This is a genomic window from Fusicatenibacter saccharivorans (genome assembly GCF_015557635.1).
In the GTDB taxonomy this organism is placed as follows: domain Bacteria; phylum Bacillota; class Clostridia; order Lachnospirales; family Lachnospiraceae; genus Fusicatenibacter; species Fusicatenibacter saccharivorans.
The window spans coordinates 1-15761 of sequence record NZ_JADNOP010000021.1; the positions used below are offsets into that span (position 1 = coordinate 1).

Consider the following 15761-nt stretch of genomic DNA (forward strand, 5'->3'; position numbering starts at 1 on the left):
AGGCTTTATTTTGTTATCCTCACCACTTCCGACTACTCTATTCTCCCCAGCATAGCTGGGGGATTAGACTTTTCATTAAAGTGCGTCTTCTTTTCAAATCTACCTTCCTCTTTTCTCGATTTCGCACCGTTAGTCATTAACCTGAGCAGACACTTGTCTTAAGTTGACACTAGGTTAACCACATTGGGTCTGACCCCAAAATCTTTTTTGATCGTAGTTTTCCGTTTTCAGCCCGGTAATCATACACTCAAGTCTTGCAACTTTTTTCTCATATGTATTGATTGCAAATTCAATACGATAATTTATCCCCTCAGATAAATTAACATTAAACACTTCATTTGCAATGCGATCCAACGAGCCAAGATATTTCTGCGTCCCCCAGTTCATGGCCACCAACACATCAGCGATAACCTGTTTGCAATAGTCGGTTCCATGATAATCTTTATGGGGTCTGACCCAAATGTTTCCCCTATTAAGCAAATCCATAGCAAGCTAAAAATTTTAATGAGGACAGACCCCAATGCTTGTGCTTGCGGAAAATTAAGCGCTTACGTTTTTTAAGTATAGCAAAAAATCTAGAGCTGGCACTCTAGATTTTTCTGGCTTACTTGAAAATATAATTGCTTTTCTTAGCTATTCATATACTAACACGTTTTTCTTTTAAAATCAACTTGAAAATATGAATTGCTCAAAATATATTTTTATGCTATCATGGATTTGCTGTCGACTCTTTCCAGCGGAGGGAGGTGACTTATTTGGAATACATAATTGCTTTTCTTATTTCTGTATTGGCATCTGTAGTTGGCTACTATATTTGCAAGTGGTTAGACAGAAATGACAGACAGCACTAGCCCAAACGGAATAGTCCACCTTAACGGACTTGAGAATCCTGAAGCTGGCACTTCAGGATTCTTTTATTTCTGATCCTTTTTCTTTAAGAAAATCGTAAGGGGGTCTGACCCCAATGACCCACTGGCGATTACCGTGACCGGACTTACACCGGCAAGTGTAGTCCAGCTTTGCTGGACACACGTAAAAGAAAAGCCGCCCCGGTGTTGGCGCACCAGAGCGGCAATCGATCATCCAGAAAATGGACAACCCTCCAAACGATATATTACTTTTTTCTGGAGCACCAAACAATCAGAAAGTTTGTTCGGTGTTATTTTTGTACTCATTTTTAGAGAAAATAAAGAAGAATGGTTATGGCAAAGAAAAAGGCAGCAATATCATCACCGCTTCCAAGCTCTGACCTGGTTGATCTTTATATTAGAGTTTCTGTGCCACATTGGGGTCTGACCCCATATAGCACCTTTAGGTAAAGTACGACGAAATGGATGCATATCAGCTAAAAAAGTTTCAATTCCTTTTAGGTAAAGTACGACGCCATGGACAAGTGAACAACTTCCTGTGTTTGAGTACAGAAAAAGTTTCAATTCCTTTTAGGTAAAGTACGACGATTAAAGAAGAAGGTGGTGAATAAAGGTCTTAGGGATTGTTTCAATTCCTTTTAGGTAAAGTACGACAAAGCAAAGGATTTACGTAATACGTATATTCTGGTAAGTGTTTCAATTCCTTTTAGGTAAAGTACGACAACAGCATTTCCGCTGTTTTCAGATTCTATTAAATCAGATTTTTCTCATTTTTGCAACCATTTTATCGAAAAAGTCGGTCGATCGTTTTTCTGAGATTCCTGATTTTCCTTGAATTTCAGCCATTTTGTGGAACTCATGATTTCAGCCACGAGACTGACCGACTTTTTGCTATGGAACATAAGCTTCCCCGTTAATAATATTTGTATGGTTTATACGTTTCCCCAGTCAAAATAAAATTCTTATAATTTTGAACTTCGCTCTCCAGTAATTGGTAATAAGACATTTCTTTCCCTTTTATCGTAATCCTGCTCTTTAACTTTTCCTCATACATTTGCAGAAAAATATTCTTTCCTTCTCTCGATAAATACACACCTTGATTGGATGTTTCAAAATCAGTAAGCAGCGTTAACATTTTTTTATTAATCATAGTAAAAATGATCCGGTCAATAACAATCGGTTTAAAAATATCCGCGAAGTCGAGATTTAAGCTCTGGTTTCTTTTATTTGATGCATGCACCACTCCGAATCTCGGATCCAGACCTTTTTTCCAGATAATGTTTACGAATAAATTGTATAAGAGCGTATTTCCAAAGCTGATGCAAGCATTTATAGCATCCTTCGGAGGACGTTTCGTCCGTTTTTCAAATTGGAAATCTGAAGTCTCCAATATTTGATTAAAACAAGTATAGTACAATTGCCGCGCCTTTGCTTCAAGTAACATCATATCATTTACCGAAGGGGCACGGTTCAGCGCATCTATGTACCCGCTTATTGCATCAACTTTTTCTTTGAAATCCCCCTTATGCTTCTTATCATAATATCGTAAATTTGCACGAATATTATGAAGTCCTGCAATTTCCATCCTACGCGCAGTATCCATTCTTACGTCTTCATTTAAATAATTCTTGCTTTGCACCAGGATTATTTCTGCAGATTTCTTTGTTTTTTCCGGCAAAAAACTACCTATCAAGCGACCATATTTATCGAAAAAAGAAACCTTTATTTCCCTGTTACTAAAACTCTGCAATACATTTGATGCCAATGTTACATTCCCATATATATTAAGCTGATCCGACACTTCCACCGGGATATAGTGCTTCTTTTGTTCGTTTTCAAAAAGAAGTCCAAAATCCTGGCGGTTTAGAATTCCATCCGACGTAATATGATATCTTCCGTTTATAAATTCAAGCCTACTGTCGTGCCAGTTCGAATATTGGTTCACACTTTTATAAATATGCTTTCTAACATCCACCTTTTTGTTTCGAATGAGAATATCATATCCTAAAATACTTCTGGTGCTTACGTCGAAAACTCCACTCTTTTCTTTGTTGACAGTCAACTTTCTTCGCTCCAGCCTTTCTGTTAATTCGCTGTATACCAATAAAGCTTTTTCATAGGAATCCATGTAAATATAAATATTGTCTGCATAACGAATCCAACATAATTTGCTTTCATCTAATTCTTTATCAAAATCATTTAAATAAAGATTACTGAGAATGGGGCTGATGGCATTTCCCTGCACAATTCCCTGTGTCTTTCTGCTAATTTTTCCTTCAAAGGATATATCGCAAAACAAATACTGCTTTATAAGATGTAAAACAGCTTCGTCGGTGATATATCTTTCAATTTCCGGAATCAAATTTTCCAAAGGAATTGTATCAAAATAGTTTTTCAAATCTATTTCAATTACATGCCTCATTCCAAGTTCTACATATTCTTTTGCCTTGAGAACAGCAGGCATTACGCCTTTGCTATCCTGATATGCATAACTATTTTCACAAAATATGGGAGCTAAATAACGGTTCAGTTTCTGGGATAGCAACCGTGTAATAAATCGATCTATTACGTTCAAACTGGCTATATTTCTGCGCTTTCCAGTCTTATTCATATGCTCACGTATCAGGATGATTCCCGGCTGATATTCCTGATTCTTCAAATCCGAAATTATTTGGTCATGGTTCATTCTCCAGTACTTTTCCAATTCCGAAACGTGCATTCCGTCTGGACCGCAACCATCATTTTTCGTTGCGAAATGTTCAAATGCCAGACGCTGATTATTCTTCGAAAGCATTTCATCAATTGTAAACATATCCACCTCAGATAACGTTAGAAGTTGACTGCACGATACCGATTTGTTCCTTCTTTGTATACTTTACCGAATCCAAATGATAAATGATGACAGAATCCATTTGTGTATCAATAAGATGGCCTAATTCTTCTTTCAACGCCTTCAATTTTGATTCTGTAATATTTCCCTCAAATACAGACTTTTGTATATGAATCAAATATTTCCGGCATATTTTCAAGGCTTTCCCAACGCGTTTCTGATGGATATCGTATACCAGTATTACGTACATTCAATTCACACCTTTGTTTTATAATTCAATTTCTCATAGGTAAGGTACAACGGACCATTCGTCAGTCACATGTATCTCCAAACATGTTTCAATTCCTCATAGGTAAGGTACAACACTTTAATAAGCCACAGGTTGCTTACAGACAGATGGGTTTCAATTCCTCATAGGTAAGGTACAACTTGACATTATACAGTTGATGCTTGCTTCAAGGGCAAGCCTGAAAGGTTTCAATTCCTCATAGGTAAGGTACAACGAAACAAGAGATATGTGTATCTGAGATTCAAGGAAGAAGAAATCGTTTCAATTCCTCATAGGTAAGGTACAACGAGTGCAAATTTAACTTGAATCTGAAAACAGGCGAAACGTTTCAATTCCTCATAGGTAAGGTACAACAAAATATAATGGAAAAAAAGAAAGCTACACGGATTATTAAGTTTCAATTCCTCATAGGTAAGGTACAACGAAACTCCACATAAGATTTTTGGAAAGAAAGACCCATTATGTTTCAATTCCTCATAGGTAAGGTACAACAAAGCTCAGCAGATTGTAGAAGAAGCAATCGAAAAAGCGTTTCAATTCCTCATAGGTAAGGTACAACATCAGCATTTCCGCTATTTTCACATTCTATTAAATCAAATTTTTCTCTTTTTTGCAACCATTTTATCACAAAAGTCGGTCGATCGTTTTTCTGAGATTCCTGATTTTCCTTAAATTTCCGCCATTTTGCGGAATTCATGATTTCAGGCATGAGATCGACCGACTTTTTCCAATTTAATTCTTTAAAGTATTTCAAACATTCCAAATCCCTGCGCGTTTTTCGCCCCAAGACCTGTCTGGTACAAGAAGTCCAGGTATTTACGTTCTCCGCTTAGTTTATAAGTTCCATACCAGGCAGTAATAAAAGTCCCCTTATAACGAGTTACCAGCTTTTTCGGCATACTGTTTTCACAGATTCCCAGCTGTATTCCGGACATAGGAGCTATTCCATAATAGGCCTGGTATTTCCGGTAGAAATTATCATTGATCATCTCGCAAAATGGTTCTTCATCCGGACTGAAATACCAGGTTTTTTCGCTTTTCAAATCTGTGGCATATACCGTCACCGGAGATTTCATTCTGATAAGAAGCCGTCTTTCTTCCACCGTATAATCATAAAGTTCCAAATCCACATCTGTATACACATGGTTTCCGAAAGTAACGCCCTTATTCCATATGCCTTCTCCCAGAAGCCGGATCAGAAGAGGTTCCGGACTTCGCACTTCAAAGGAAACCTCTGAGAAAAACGTTATCTTCTTATTTTCAATTCGATATTCCCCTTTCAACTGACTGAATTGAAACATTTTGTACTGCCTCTGGCCCCGCATGAATCCACCTTCATGAAGGAATTCCGCATAGCCCGGTATAATATCCAGAGACCGATAAATAACAGCCTGGAGAATATGATTATAATTTACAGGTAGTAAAAGGGGCTCATCCAACTCGATATGTATGACCAACTGCATGGTTATTGATTTCCCTTCCTATCATTATTCTTACCATTATTCTGCCATTTTTTTTCACTATAAGCCATGCCTAAATCTGTATCAAGAATATTGGGAAGATTTGCGTAGATCTTTATATCTTCTCTTTCTGATGCAAACTTTTTTCCTGAATTAGTGCCACGATTTCTTACAAACCATTCATATCCTTTCTCAATCGCCTTGTTTTTCTGGGCAATATCTTTCGGATAAGAGATTTCCATGTTTTCCGGAACACTGTCCAGACCAGCTATTTTATAAAATTCTTTTTTGGCATGAACACTTAAACCAGCCTGTTCATAGGTAAGAGCCGTTGTCAAAGGAGAAACTTTATATTCCAATTTTCCATCCTTCAGCGCAATTCTTCGTTCCTTCACTTCAAGCACCTTGCAGACAATACTTCCCATCCCCAATGGTTTTGCGCTTCCAAGCTTCAGACCCAGATTTTCTTTTTCACTGTTTAGGATCCAGACCAGCTGATTTAGCTGCTTTTTTGAAATCTCCTCAAAATAAAGGTCTCCACTAAAAGTAACTTTTCCTGTCACTGGTCTTACTGTTTTATTAAAATTGGATGGCTCTGCTTTAAGAATCCTGCTATTTCTGGAATGCCAGTAAAATTTTCTTCCACGCAATTCACCTGGTTTCGCTATAACCTTTCCATCTACCACCTGATAATCATAGGTCCAGAAAGTTGCTCCGTCAGGTTGCTTCAAGTAAAATTCTGTATTTCCAAGTTTAGGTCCGCCCAGTGCCTGAAGAGTGATTTTATTAAATTCATAATATTCCTCAGGCCTTCTCTTGTCAGTCACGTATAAATCTGTAAATCGTATCTTAGAACCACTGGAATCTCCATTTTTCCCAATGTGGCCAAACAATTCGCATGCCGGGCAGAAATTTTCTGTGCATGAAGCAAACTCTCCGGCAAGCATACCGAGGCTGTTATGAAATGCCTCCTTTGTTACTGTTGCAGGAGATAAATAAATCAGATTTTTTCCGACCGTGGAATAATTAACAGGAAAATACTGTTTCTTTTTATCCTTAAAGAAGTTCTCCAGATCCTTCCGGTACTCTATATAAGCATCTTTGTTGTTTTTTTGCAGTGCCGGCTGAGACAAATAGGAACTAATCACCGGAAACAGCTTGCGTTCTACGTCATCTCTGGAAAGAACGATATTCTTCTTGTACCTGCCTTCACCAGCACGAGCACTTTTCTCCGAAAACGCATGGTATCTTTTTTTCGCCTTACTTCCGGTGCCTCCCATTCCCCATTTCAGAAGATATCCCTTTCCGACTATCAGATCCCCATTCCTCCAGTTGTTATATTCCATCGGACTTTTGCCGTTAAATGCCTTGTCCCCCACTGGCGTTGAAAAAGCATCTCTTAGTTCAAACATCCCCTCCTTATTTCTACAAAGAAGCGCAGGCTTAAACCGGACAGGTGCCCGTTTCACCGGATATTCCTCACTGTTCAGCACTCCCATGCAGGAATCCGTTAACGTCTCATAAACATTTCTCACCACACCTCGCATCTCACTGCCTGGAATTACCGGAATATGATATTCATTCTCATAAGTTTTTCCTGCCTCTAGTTCCGTATAGGAAAAAAAGTCATAAGATTTATGATTCTCCACCTTTGTGGATTCACTAAATGCTGATTCCGAACTGGAATTTGGTATAAAAAGAGGTGATTCCGTTGTTATGCTGTATTTTATCACACCGGTGTGGCGGTCGGTGTCTGTATAAGCTTTCGCCTTTTGTGCCGGAAAATTGATAAAATTATATGGGTTGATAAATTTATCTGCCATCTTATTTCACCTCTTTCAATCTGTAATTCTCGATCCGCATAAGGTCGTTTTCATCGTAAGTAATATAATTTACTACTTCTACCAGCCCTGAATCTTTGTCTGGTTTTTCTTTTTTATTTCCCAGAGTGACTATTTTTTCCGTGTAAATGTCCTCATGTTCCACAGTCTCATCGCTGATCAGAGTTTCTATTTCCCCACTTCTGGTCTTGATATAACGATACTCTCTGGTATCATTAAATAAGTGAAGCTCCAGAAGTTTTTCCGTTAGTTGCCTGTCTTCCAGAAGCTCCTTCCGACTATATTTCTCATACTTCACCTTGTCAAGGTATAACGCATATAGTGTTCCCCGTTCCGGGATACTTGTCAGATCCATGTTTTTCACCTCTTATGTGCGCAGAGACAATTGAATGCTTCCGCGATGAATTGGTTTTCCAGTCTTGGTTTTCCGTCAATGAAAATCACACCTTTCGGATACTCTTCAGAAGTGTCCGGGGCAAAAACCCCTCTTCCTACTGCCGTTTGTCCCCCTACAGCCAGATAGCCGTTCCGCAGGTCATTCACTGCCAGAAGAAGAATTCCTGTCATCCATTTGGCATCCACAGGCTGTTTTCCTTTTTGCACTGCAATTTTCAGGGTAAAATGTCCGTCCACATAAGTTTTTTCCTTATACAAAGCTCCATCGTGTACAGCAGATTCGAAGCGGCTGATTCCAGTACGGACCATAGTAAGCGGTCTGGCATCCAGAATTCTTGCCTCACTGATCACAACATTGGACGCGTGGCCACTGCCTGCATTTACACTCTGTCTCGCTCCATCTCCTGCGTCTGTCGCCTGGTTTCCAGCGGTTTCCTCAACGTATCCAAACATGATCTGCAGAATTTCTTTTTTCTTCACAGGTAATTTTGTACCGCCTGCTTCCAGTTCTCCCAAAATCTGTTCTACCCGGTGACGGATTGCACCTGCAAAGCTGCTGCCTGAGATCACCGGCACTCCGTTTGAAGTGATATGGACAAAATCCGGTTCATTCTTTTTTGCCGCATACTGCCGGATACTGATGCCGCCTTTCATCACAAGAGGGACTTCAATATGGATCATTCTTCTGGAATCCGAATCTGTGTGCAGCCAGTTTTCCAGCTCATTGGAAGCTTTCTCCCAGGTGGAAGCTTTATAGGCATCTGCATATTTCAGATAATTGTCTTTGCCATAACTTCTGACTGACAGTCTGGTGATCTTAAATGCTCCGAAACCTCTGGTTTTCTTACGTCCCAGACGAATCTCTCCCTGCTGGATTCCCTGAAACACAATAGCAAGCTGCTTTTTCATCTCTTCTTCCAGATCCCCCTCCCTGACAACAAGTTCCAGATAAAAATGTCCCTTCAGACCGGTTTCCAGGATCTCCATATCGAATTTGCAGCCGTCTTTTACAACTTTCTTTTCATTTAACCCTACTCCATCTCGCACACCGATCACAGGCTCCTGGTCAAATACAAGATCTGAGATAAGAAGCGGGCTCATTTTTCCCTCTATATCGTCTTTGGAAAAGCCAAACAGCTCCCATTCATTGTCCTTTTCCCCGATATAAGAACGCATGGCACCGGCAAGGGAGTTTCCTGGCACAAATGGATTGCCATCGAAATCCAGGAGTATATCGGCATCTGTCCATTCATCTTCTCCAGATGCTACATTCAGCGGAGACTCCAGCTGGATTTGAATATAAAAAACCAACCGTTTTATAACTGTTTTCATTCTTTGTTGTCTCCTTTCTTCTGATTTGTCTTTACGAAGTATTTCAGTTCTGCCAGATATGCACGGTAAACCTTCTTAAAAAGTCTTTCTTCTGTCAGTTTATTTTTAAAGCTGCTACCATAGGCTTCTGTCATCTCTGCTTCCACCTGTTTTCCGATTTCTTCCGGATCTATCCGCTCGATCAGGAAAGTACACAAACTGTTTTTACTTTCCTTTTCAATCTCTCTGACCTCATTTTTCATGTTTTCATAGGAATGTTCTGTTCCGAAAAGGACTCTCAACTTCGCTATTGCTGCATTCATGTTATCCATTTGTTTCTGGTCAAAGAGGTTTTCATTTTTCAAATTTTCCCGAACAGCCTGCTCGAGCCTCTTTTCAAATTCTTTTTGAAGAAGTCCGTCCAGAATTCCAGTGGTATCCTGTGACATTATTTCTACCATTCTTTCTGCCGGTTTTTCTGCCCGCACCTTTTTTACCACAACATCAGAGCTTTCTGCCGGTTCTTTTGCCAGAAGTTCTCCAAAGCCTTCCGTTACACGTTCTCCTGCAAACTTTCCATTCAAAAGTCCCATATCAAATCCGTTTTCTGAGTGAAGAAGGAAGGTGCTTCCTTTTGCCAGTGCGTATACTGCTGGTTTCCTTCGCTGCCAGGTTACATTGTATCCGCCGATGGCATTAAACTGGATATATGGTTTTTCCAGATGAAGATCCCGGCATCCTGTCATTTTGCATAATTCTTTTTCTAAAACCCGAACGTCGGTGGTAAACATTCCCTGGTCGTTATACAGAAGTACATCTGCCCCCAGCGTAAGAATTGCCCGCCTTACTATTTTGTGTTCTTCTTCTCTTTTTTCTACAGAATCCAGTGTAAAATCCACCGCCCCAAACTCACTGGAACGTCCATACCCCATACGTACCTCACCCATAGCTTCCACAGCTTCTATGATCTGCTTTGTCTGTTCTCTGCCGGCATATATGTATCCGCAGAAGTTCTGCCCCGGCGAAATTGCTGCAAGCTGGTAAAAACTGGAACCGTCCAGTCCGGTCGCACGTCCTACGGATTTGTCTGACGGTCTCTGGTGATGGTAACTGATCTCTGTTTCCACATCCTCTATAGTACCGGTATGATCCATATACCGGATATTTGCAGGTGTCATCTGCTTATCTCTGATTTCCAGCGGATCTGTCAGAAGCATATCCTTTATTCTCATCTCTCCGTTACTGTCGTAACGCTGATCCTTTACCTTTTGCAAAGAAATCTGTCCTGGCACACATCGTTCTTCTCCGTTTGTGATATAACCATTCGTTACGATTACTTCGCCGCTTTCCAGAAGGCGACTATAGCCTTCCGGCTTCAAGGCACCGGCGATCAGGCCAAGAATCTTGCTGCCTGCAATATAATCTTCTGTCACTGCCTGATTCCCCTGTGTGGATTTACAGATCATCGCACTTCTCAGGCGAACAGTATATTTTATCTGGTTATGATCATAAAGCTGGTTTTTATCAAGGAGTACGTGCTGCCATCTGTCAGATTCCAAAGTCTCTTTCTGCGCTTTATCCAACCCGATTAATTCCATTTCCACCAGCCCCAGCCCTCTTGTCCTAGACATTCCCATATGTTTTACAAGGGATACTGCCTGTCTAAGAAGTTCCGGGAAAGATACCTTTCTGTTCCAGTTACATTCTGCCGTAAACACCAGACCTCTTTTCACAACCCGAATTCTTCTCAGGGAATTTTCCTGAGCAGTACCTGTTTCTGAATTCACTGCTGTCTGCGTCCGCATATAAGTATATTGGTTCAGTACATTCTGAGGACTTTTCAGCTCTGCATGGTGGCATTTTTTCAGAGCAGCTGTCACTTTCTCATAATTTTCTATGTAAGCATTCGAAAGAGAAAAAGCTGAATTTTGTTGTCCTTCTTTTCCAAATATTTCATGCATTTCTGCATCTGCAATACCAAGTTCCACCATTTCCTGGGCCACTTCCCGAATACACCCCTTTATTCTTTTTGCCGGAATATAAGGAATTCCATTTTCATCATATACCACATCCGTATCTACCAGACTATTATGGGTATCGCCAGAACATGTACAAAGATCACTAAGAAGTCTGATTATCAATTGCATTTGTCGTCCTCCCCTACATACCAATCCATAATTTCTAATGCGTCATACCAGATTGCTGCATTCTTCTCCGGATTTTCCAATTCGGTATATCCTCTCGACTTCAGAAAGGAAAGTATACCTTCAAGTTCTGTGTTCCCCATAGGAATAGCATCACGAAGTTTTTTCGCATTGCCTCTTGCCAATAAGTGTTCCTCAGAGTTTGACTTTATCTTTTTTCCCCCGAAATATATCATCCACTTCATCAGTTGAGCAATGTCATAGCACTCGTTTTTCTCATTCATATTCCAGTTATCCTTTTCAAACGGAACATAGTATGGACGGGAAATAAATTCTTTTCCGTCTGCTGTATAGTGTCTGTCACGGTACGTATCAAGTTCAGACGCCCGAATATTTGTACAAATTTGATAATCCAAGAAATTGCCAATCTTATCATATCTTCCATCTTTACCTTTACATTCTGGCTGTTTAGCTCTTTTCTTTGCATTATCGCAGCATGCTTCTGCCACCTGATAAGCATCTGAAAAAGGAAAATGACTATTAAAAAATGCAATTCCTCCACAAGCTGAAAAATCACCTTTTTTACTGATATTCTCCAGGAAAAATTTCACTGCCGGAATAGCAAGTTTTGCATTGCATACAAAAGTAATATCATCTCCCGCAACAATAATTTCTCTGTACAATTTGTGTTTTTTTGTGTCTTTTATCCGAGGAGTCAAAAACTCCATGTATCCTTTCATTTCATCTACTGTCTGGCGAAAATTCCCAGAAATATTTAAAGATAACTTCCGCATTTTTGTAATTGCATCTTCATATCCCCTAATGTCTTTCATCGTATTCCGAATTGTGTTTCCCATACTATTTCCATCAATATGAAACACTGCCAAGGTACTGCTATCCCCTTTTTCTGTAATCATGTTATCAAAAAGTTTTTCATCTTCCATCTTAGGAAATGCGGCTCTTTTCAGGCTTGCCTCTGTGGAATAATAGTTGCCTTTTGTATCCTTACTCGTTAACGGATAGCCCGTAATCGTATCCACTGCCATAAATGGCATTGCACCCACAGGCATGCTCAACGGCATACTTGCTTTGATCTCACGCATCTTGTTATTAATTGCATCATAATCCTTTTTGTAATCCTCTGTTTTAGAAACCACTGCTACTGCTAAATTCAGTGAATATGTTCTATCCAATAGATATTTCGCCAGAAATCGATTTACTTTCTCACATTCTCTTCCATGTCGAAATAATACATAAGCATTTCCACCACCGATAAACATAATCTGCATTTCGATTTCCTGGTCTTCCAGAAACGCCTTTGGATTATCTTTCTTCCAGTCCATCATATAGGTCGACAAATTTTTCTTCTGTATACTCACATATTCCCGCAATCCTTCTGTGATAATTTTTTCTACCAGCGCAGAGGCTCCTACAATTTCTTTCGCTGCATTGCTTTTAAAAATGTAGCTTTGAATCCCGCGCACATCATACATTGCCAGAACCTGCTGATCCAGTAATTCCGCTTTCATAACTTTCCTCCTGATTTCATTAGTATTCCCGAAATCCCTGAAAAACAAATAGTGTCTCTTTTTGTACCGTCCCATCCTCTTTCACATGTTCTGTGGCTCTGCGTTCTGAACAGCTTGCTAACACTTTAATGCCTCTTGCTTTCAGCTTTTGAACTATCCGAAAGCAGACTACAAACTCGCCCATACACATAACAGCCGTCGGCTCCAATGCCAATATATCTCTTGTTATCTGCTCTGCCAGTTCTTCCAGACCTGAATCCGTCAGATCACATGCCACTGCCGGAAAAGGTACATCTACTATTTCTCCATATTTTTCTGCTGTCTCTCTTTGCATAACCGACCATAACCTGGAAGGATGATTCGAACAATTCACAAATTTTTTCATTTTTTCTTACCTTATCTATAAAAAGTCAACCAAAGCAGTTTTAATAAGCATACTTCTTTTTTCCTGTCATTTCAATATTTTTTGTTTAATTTTCAGTCCTTTCAATTATAAATCCATCAATTATTGTGTATTTATAATAAATATGGTAGTATTATTATAAATATTTCATTCTGGAGGTAACGATATTATGGAAATAAATGCACTTCTATTAAACTTTGAAAAGCAATTACATATTTCCGAGCATGAGAAGACTATTCTCACTGGTTTTTTACATTTTCTTGTCAATCGTTGCAACTCACAAAATGTAATTATTCCCTATGGTCTGCTTATACAATATGATGAAGACAGTTCTTACCAGACTTTCCTAAGCATTTTGGAATCTGTCCTTCCACAACTTAATACCAAAGACAAATATCTGTTAAAACATGCCACAGAAAAAAGTTTATCTCAGATAACACTAAAAGAGTATTTTAAGACTCCGAAAGAAATCTTAGTCCTTACAGATTGCGAAGATGATGGTTCCCTGGATTCTATCATCTCACAATTTCAATCCACACCTGATATTATCAAAATTGTATGTGCCCCTACCCATGTAATAGAAAATCGCTTTCGTTCCAATGAGCATTTCTTTTACCGTGTTCTGGCCCGCCATATTCATCTTGAAAAACTACACTCCGAAGAAATCACCTGCCACTTTCTTAATCTTTTCAAACAAAAAGGTTATACGGCCACTTCGGATTTTTCAGATGAATTAGCATATTATATCGAATCCATATACGAAACTGCTGACTTAAAAGCTTCTGAATTTGTGCAGGATTTAATAAGGCGAATCGAATTACAGATGGAAGAGTCCAATGGAATAACTGCTTATAGACAGGGAATTCCTGTAGATATCTCTTTTATTCCTTATTCAAAACGAGTTTTATCACGAAAGCAGAAAGAAATGTATCCTTCAAACGCTTCTGACCTGCCACAGATGATTCCAATTGAGGATACGCAAAAAGTAATGCCAGATTTCGAGGAAAATGAAGCCGAAACCCATACCCAGACTCACCAGTTTGTTCCTGAACATCATCATACAAATGTACTCCTGCTTGCTCTAAGTACATTTCCTGGTCAGATGAAGAAAAACAAATTTGAATATAATTTCAATGGACATCAAGGAACTGTTATTGGTCGTTATCAGCTGGATCCCATTCCTAAAATGCTGGATGAATTACTTGCTGAAAGCAATGAAAATCTTGACAAAATTATCATGCTTTGCACAGATAAGACCCTTAAAGAAACAAGTATCACTACTCCTGAGAATATCATGATGAATATCTCACCTCTTGAATATTTCAAGAATCAAATTCGCAATTATATGAATCCTAATTTGAGTGATGACGAACGCTTCACTCCGATAACATTTTCCCTGTTTTCCCCTTATGACGGAATCCAACAGGTTATTGATACGCTACGTGGCATAAAAAATCCAGTATTATATCTGGATACTCATGGTGGCATTCGCGGTATACAACGTATTATGGAAGCAACCATCTCTCTTTTGAAAATAGAGGATATTCATGTTAAAGAGGCATTTAGTGTAGAGTTTTCTGAAAAAAGCAAAAACAGTATTATTACCTCTGAAACAGAAAATCTAAAAATTTTTGACTTCGTTTCAGGTATCAACGAATTTATTTCCAGTGGAAGAGCTAACACTCTGATGAGCTATTCCTCTTCTCATTCCAAAATGGATTCTTCCGAACAGGATTTTATAAATGCAATTCAGAATGTTGCCAATGGTATTCAGTGGTGTTGTATTCCAGAATTTGAAAATGGTTTAAAAAATCTTCAAACATTTTTTTCTAAAAATGCTAGGGCTAAAACAACCGATATAAATACTTCATATCTGGAAATTTATAAAACAGATATAAAAAAAGACTATAAAAAACTTGTAACCCAGCATAATGTAGCTGATGAAATAGCCTGGTGCAGAGAAAAAGGGTTTTATCAGCAGGCATTAACACTGATTGAATCCAGAGTTTCTTTGTTACTTATTGAGGATTGGAAAGTCTTAAAAATAAATCCCAGTTACACTCCCGTACGAAAAGGAAAAACTACCTGTTACAAAGTTTCGGAAGAATTTGCCCCCGCCACAGTAAATGACTTTTTTAATGCTTTTGTCTACCGCATCACAACAGATATTGTAAGAAACGATACAACGGGACTTTTTTTAACTCGTCCAAAATTTAATCAGTTAACTGAACAGGATTATACGCACTTTTTAAATGCTCTCCAGACAACACCACGCTTTTTAACTTCACCTGCCGCTATAAATAATTATTTAAAGAATGCTTTAAAACACCCAACTGTATCTTTAAAAAACAAAACACAACAAGCTTTCAGATATGTTAATGTACCGGAATGTATCATTATTTCCGACTCCATTGACAAAACGGTTTTATTCCAACTACTCATATTACATAAAACCTTGAAAGATGTGCGAAATACCATGAATCATGCTTCCTCTGAATTGAACTACAAATTAGATGCCATCGTCCTCGCATTAAAATATTATATGATATGGCTGGAACAGATTAATCCAAACCAGAATTAACGTATTCTTTTCCATGTAAGCAGGTAATCGTCCATATCTGTTAGCACCTACACTTTTCTGATACAATCTTTTTTAATAATGAAACGAGATACAAATGGGGAGGTTACC

The 15761-nt window shown here is 38.8% G+C and carries 11 protein-coding genes and 1 CRISPR repeat array; of the genes, 1 reads left to right on the forward strand and 10 read right to left on the reverse strand.

Annotation, left to right across the window (positions count from 1 at the left end; all coding sequences use genetic code 11):
* Window positions 1-174 precede the first annotated feature (174 nt).
* From I2G42_RS14535 to I2G42_RS14580, 10 genes are all read right to left on the reverse strand, one after another.
* Window positions 175-486 (reverse strand): hypothetical protein, encoded by a 312-nt coding sequence (locus tag I2G42_RS14535; protein ID WP_055226075.1) that lies wholly within the window; start codon window positions 484-486, stop codon window positions 175-177.
* Window positions 487-1782: 1296 nt separating this feature from the next.
* Window positions 1783-3681 carry a CRISPR-associated endonuclease Cas1 gene (gene cas1 / locus I2G42_RS14540; RefSeq protein WP_055226073.1) on the reverse strand — a complete coding sequence of 633 codons (1899 nt, stop codon included), beginning with the start codon at window positions 3679-3681 and terminating at the stop codon, window positions 1783-1785.
* Window positions 3682-3688: 7 nt separating this feature from the next.
* Complete coding sequence (gene cas2 / locus I2G42_RS14545) at window positions 3689-3949, reverse strand: CRISPR-associated endonuclease Cas2 (RefSeq protein ID WP_055226072.1); 261 nt, start codon at window positions 3947-3949, stop codon at window positions 3689-3691.
* A 22-nt stretch (window positions 3950-3971) separates the two neighbouring features.
* Window positions 3972-4547: direct repeats of the CRISPR family, unit length 29 nt; unit sequence GTTTCAATTCCTCATAGGTAAGGTACAAC.
* 181 nt (window positions 4548-4728) lie between these two features.
* Complete coding sequence (gene cas6 / locus I2G42_RS14550) at window positions 4729-5451, reverse strand: CRISPR-associated endoribonuclease Cas6 (RefSeq protein ID WP_195531197.1); 723 nt, start codon at window positions 5449-5451, stop codon at window positions 4729-4731.
* A 2-nt stretch (window positions 5452-5453) separates the two neighbouring features.
* A complete protein-coding gene (locus I2G42_RS14555) occupies window positions 5454-7271 on the reverse strand; it encodes a TIGR03986 family type III CRISPR-associated RAMP protein (RefSeq protein ID WP_195531198.1) in 1818 nt (605 codons plus the stop codon).
* A gap of 1 nt (window position 7272) precedes the next feature.
* Complete coding sequence (locus I2G42_RS14560) at window positions 7273-7644, reverse strand: hypothetical protein (RefSeq protein ID WP_195531199.1); 372 nt, start codon at window positions 7642-7644, stop codon at window positions 7273-7275.
* A 5-nt stretch (window positions 7645-7649) separates the two neighbouring features.
* Window positions 7650-9017, reverse strand: coding sequence for an RAMP superfamily CRISPR-associated protein (locus I2G42_RS14565; RefSeq protein WP_195531200.1), 1368 nt, complete (start codon window positions 9015-9017; stop codon window positions 7650-7652).
* The gene (locus tag I2G42_RS14570; RefSeq protein ID WP_195531201.1) at window positions 9014-11143 is read right to left on the reverse strand and encodes an RAMP superfamily CRISPR-associated protein; all 2130 of its coding nucleotides are present in this window, start codon (window positions 11141-11143) and stop codon (window positions 9014-9016) included. Before I2G42_RS14570 ends, I2G42_RS14565 begins: the two co-directional genes overlap by 4 nt.
* The gene (locus I2G42_RS14575) at window positions 11134-12669 is read right to left on the reverse strand and encodes a Cas10/Cmr2 second palm domain-containing protein (RefSeq protein WP_195531202.1); all 1536 of its coding nucleotides are present in this window, start codon (window positions 12667-12669) and stop codon (window positions 11134-11136) included. Before I2G42_RS14575 ends, I2G42_RS14570 begins: the two co-directional genes overlap by 10 nt.
* Window positions 12670-12688: 19 nt before the next feature.
* Window positions 12689-13003, reverse strand: coding sequence for a CRISPR-associated protein (locus tag I2G42_RS14580; RefSeq protein ID WP_156327523.1), 315 nt, complete (start codon window positions 13001-13003; stop codon window positions 12689-12691).
* A gap of 238 nt (window positions 13004-13241) precedes the next feature.
* On the opposite strand from I2G42_RS14580, the gene I2G42_RS14585 reads away from it, so the two are divergent.
* The gene (locus I2G42_RS14585; protein WP_195531203.1) at window positions 13242-15653 is read left to right on the forward strand and encodes a TM1812 family CRISPR-associated protein; all 2412 of its coding nucleotides are present in this window, start codon (window positions 13242-13244) and stop codon (window positions 15651-15653) included.
* Window positions 15654-15761 lie beyond the last annotated feature (108 nt).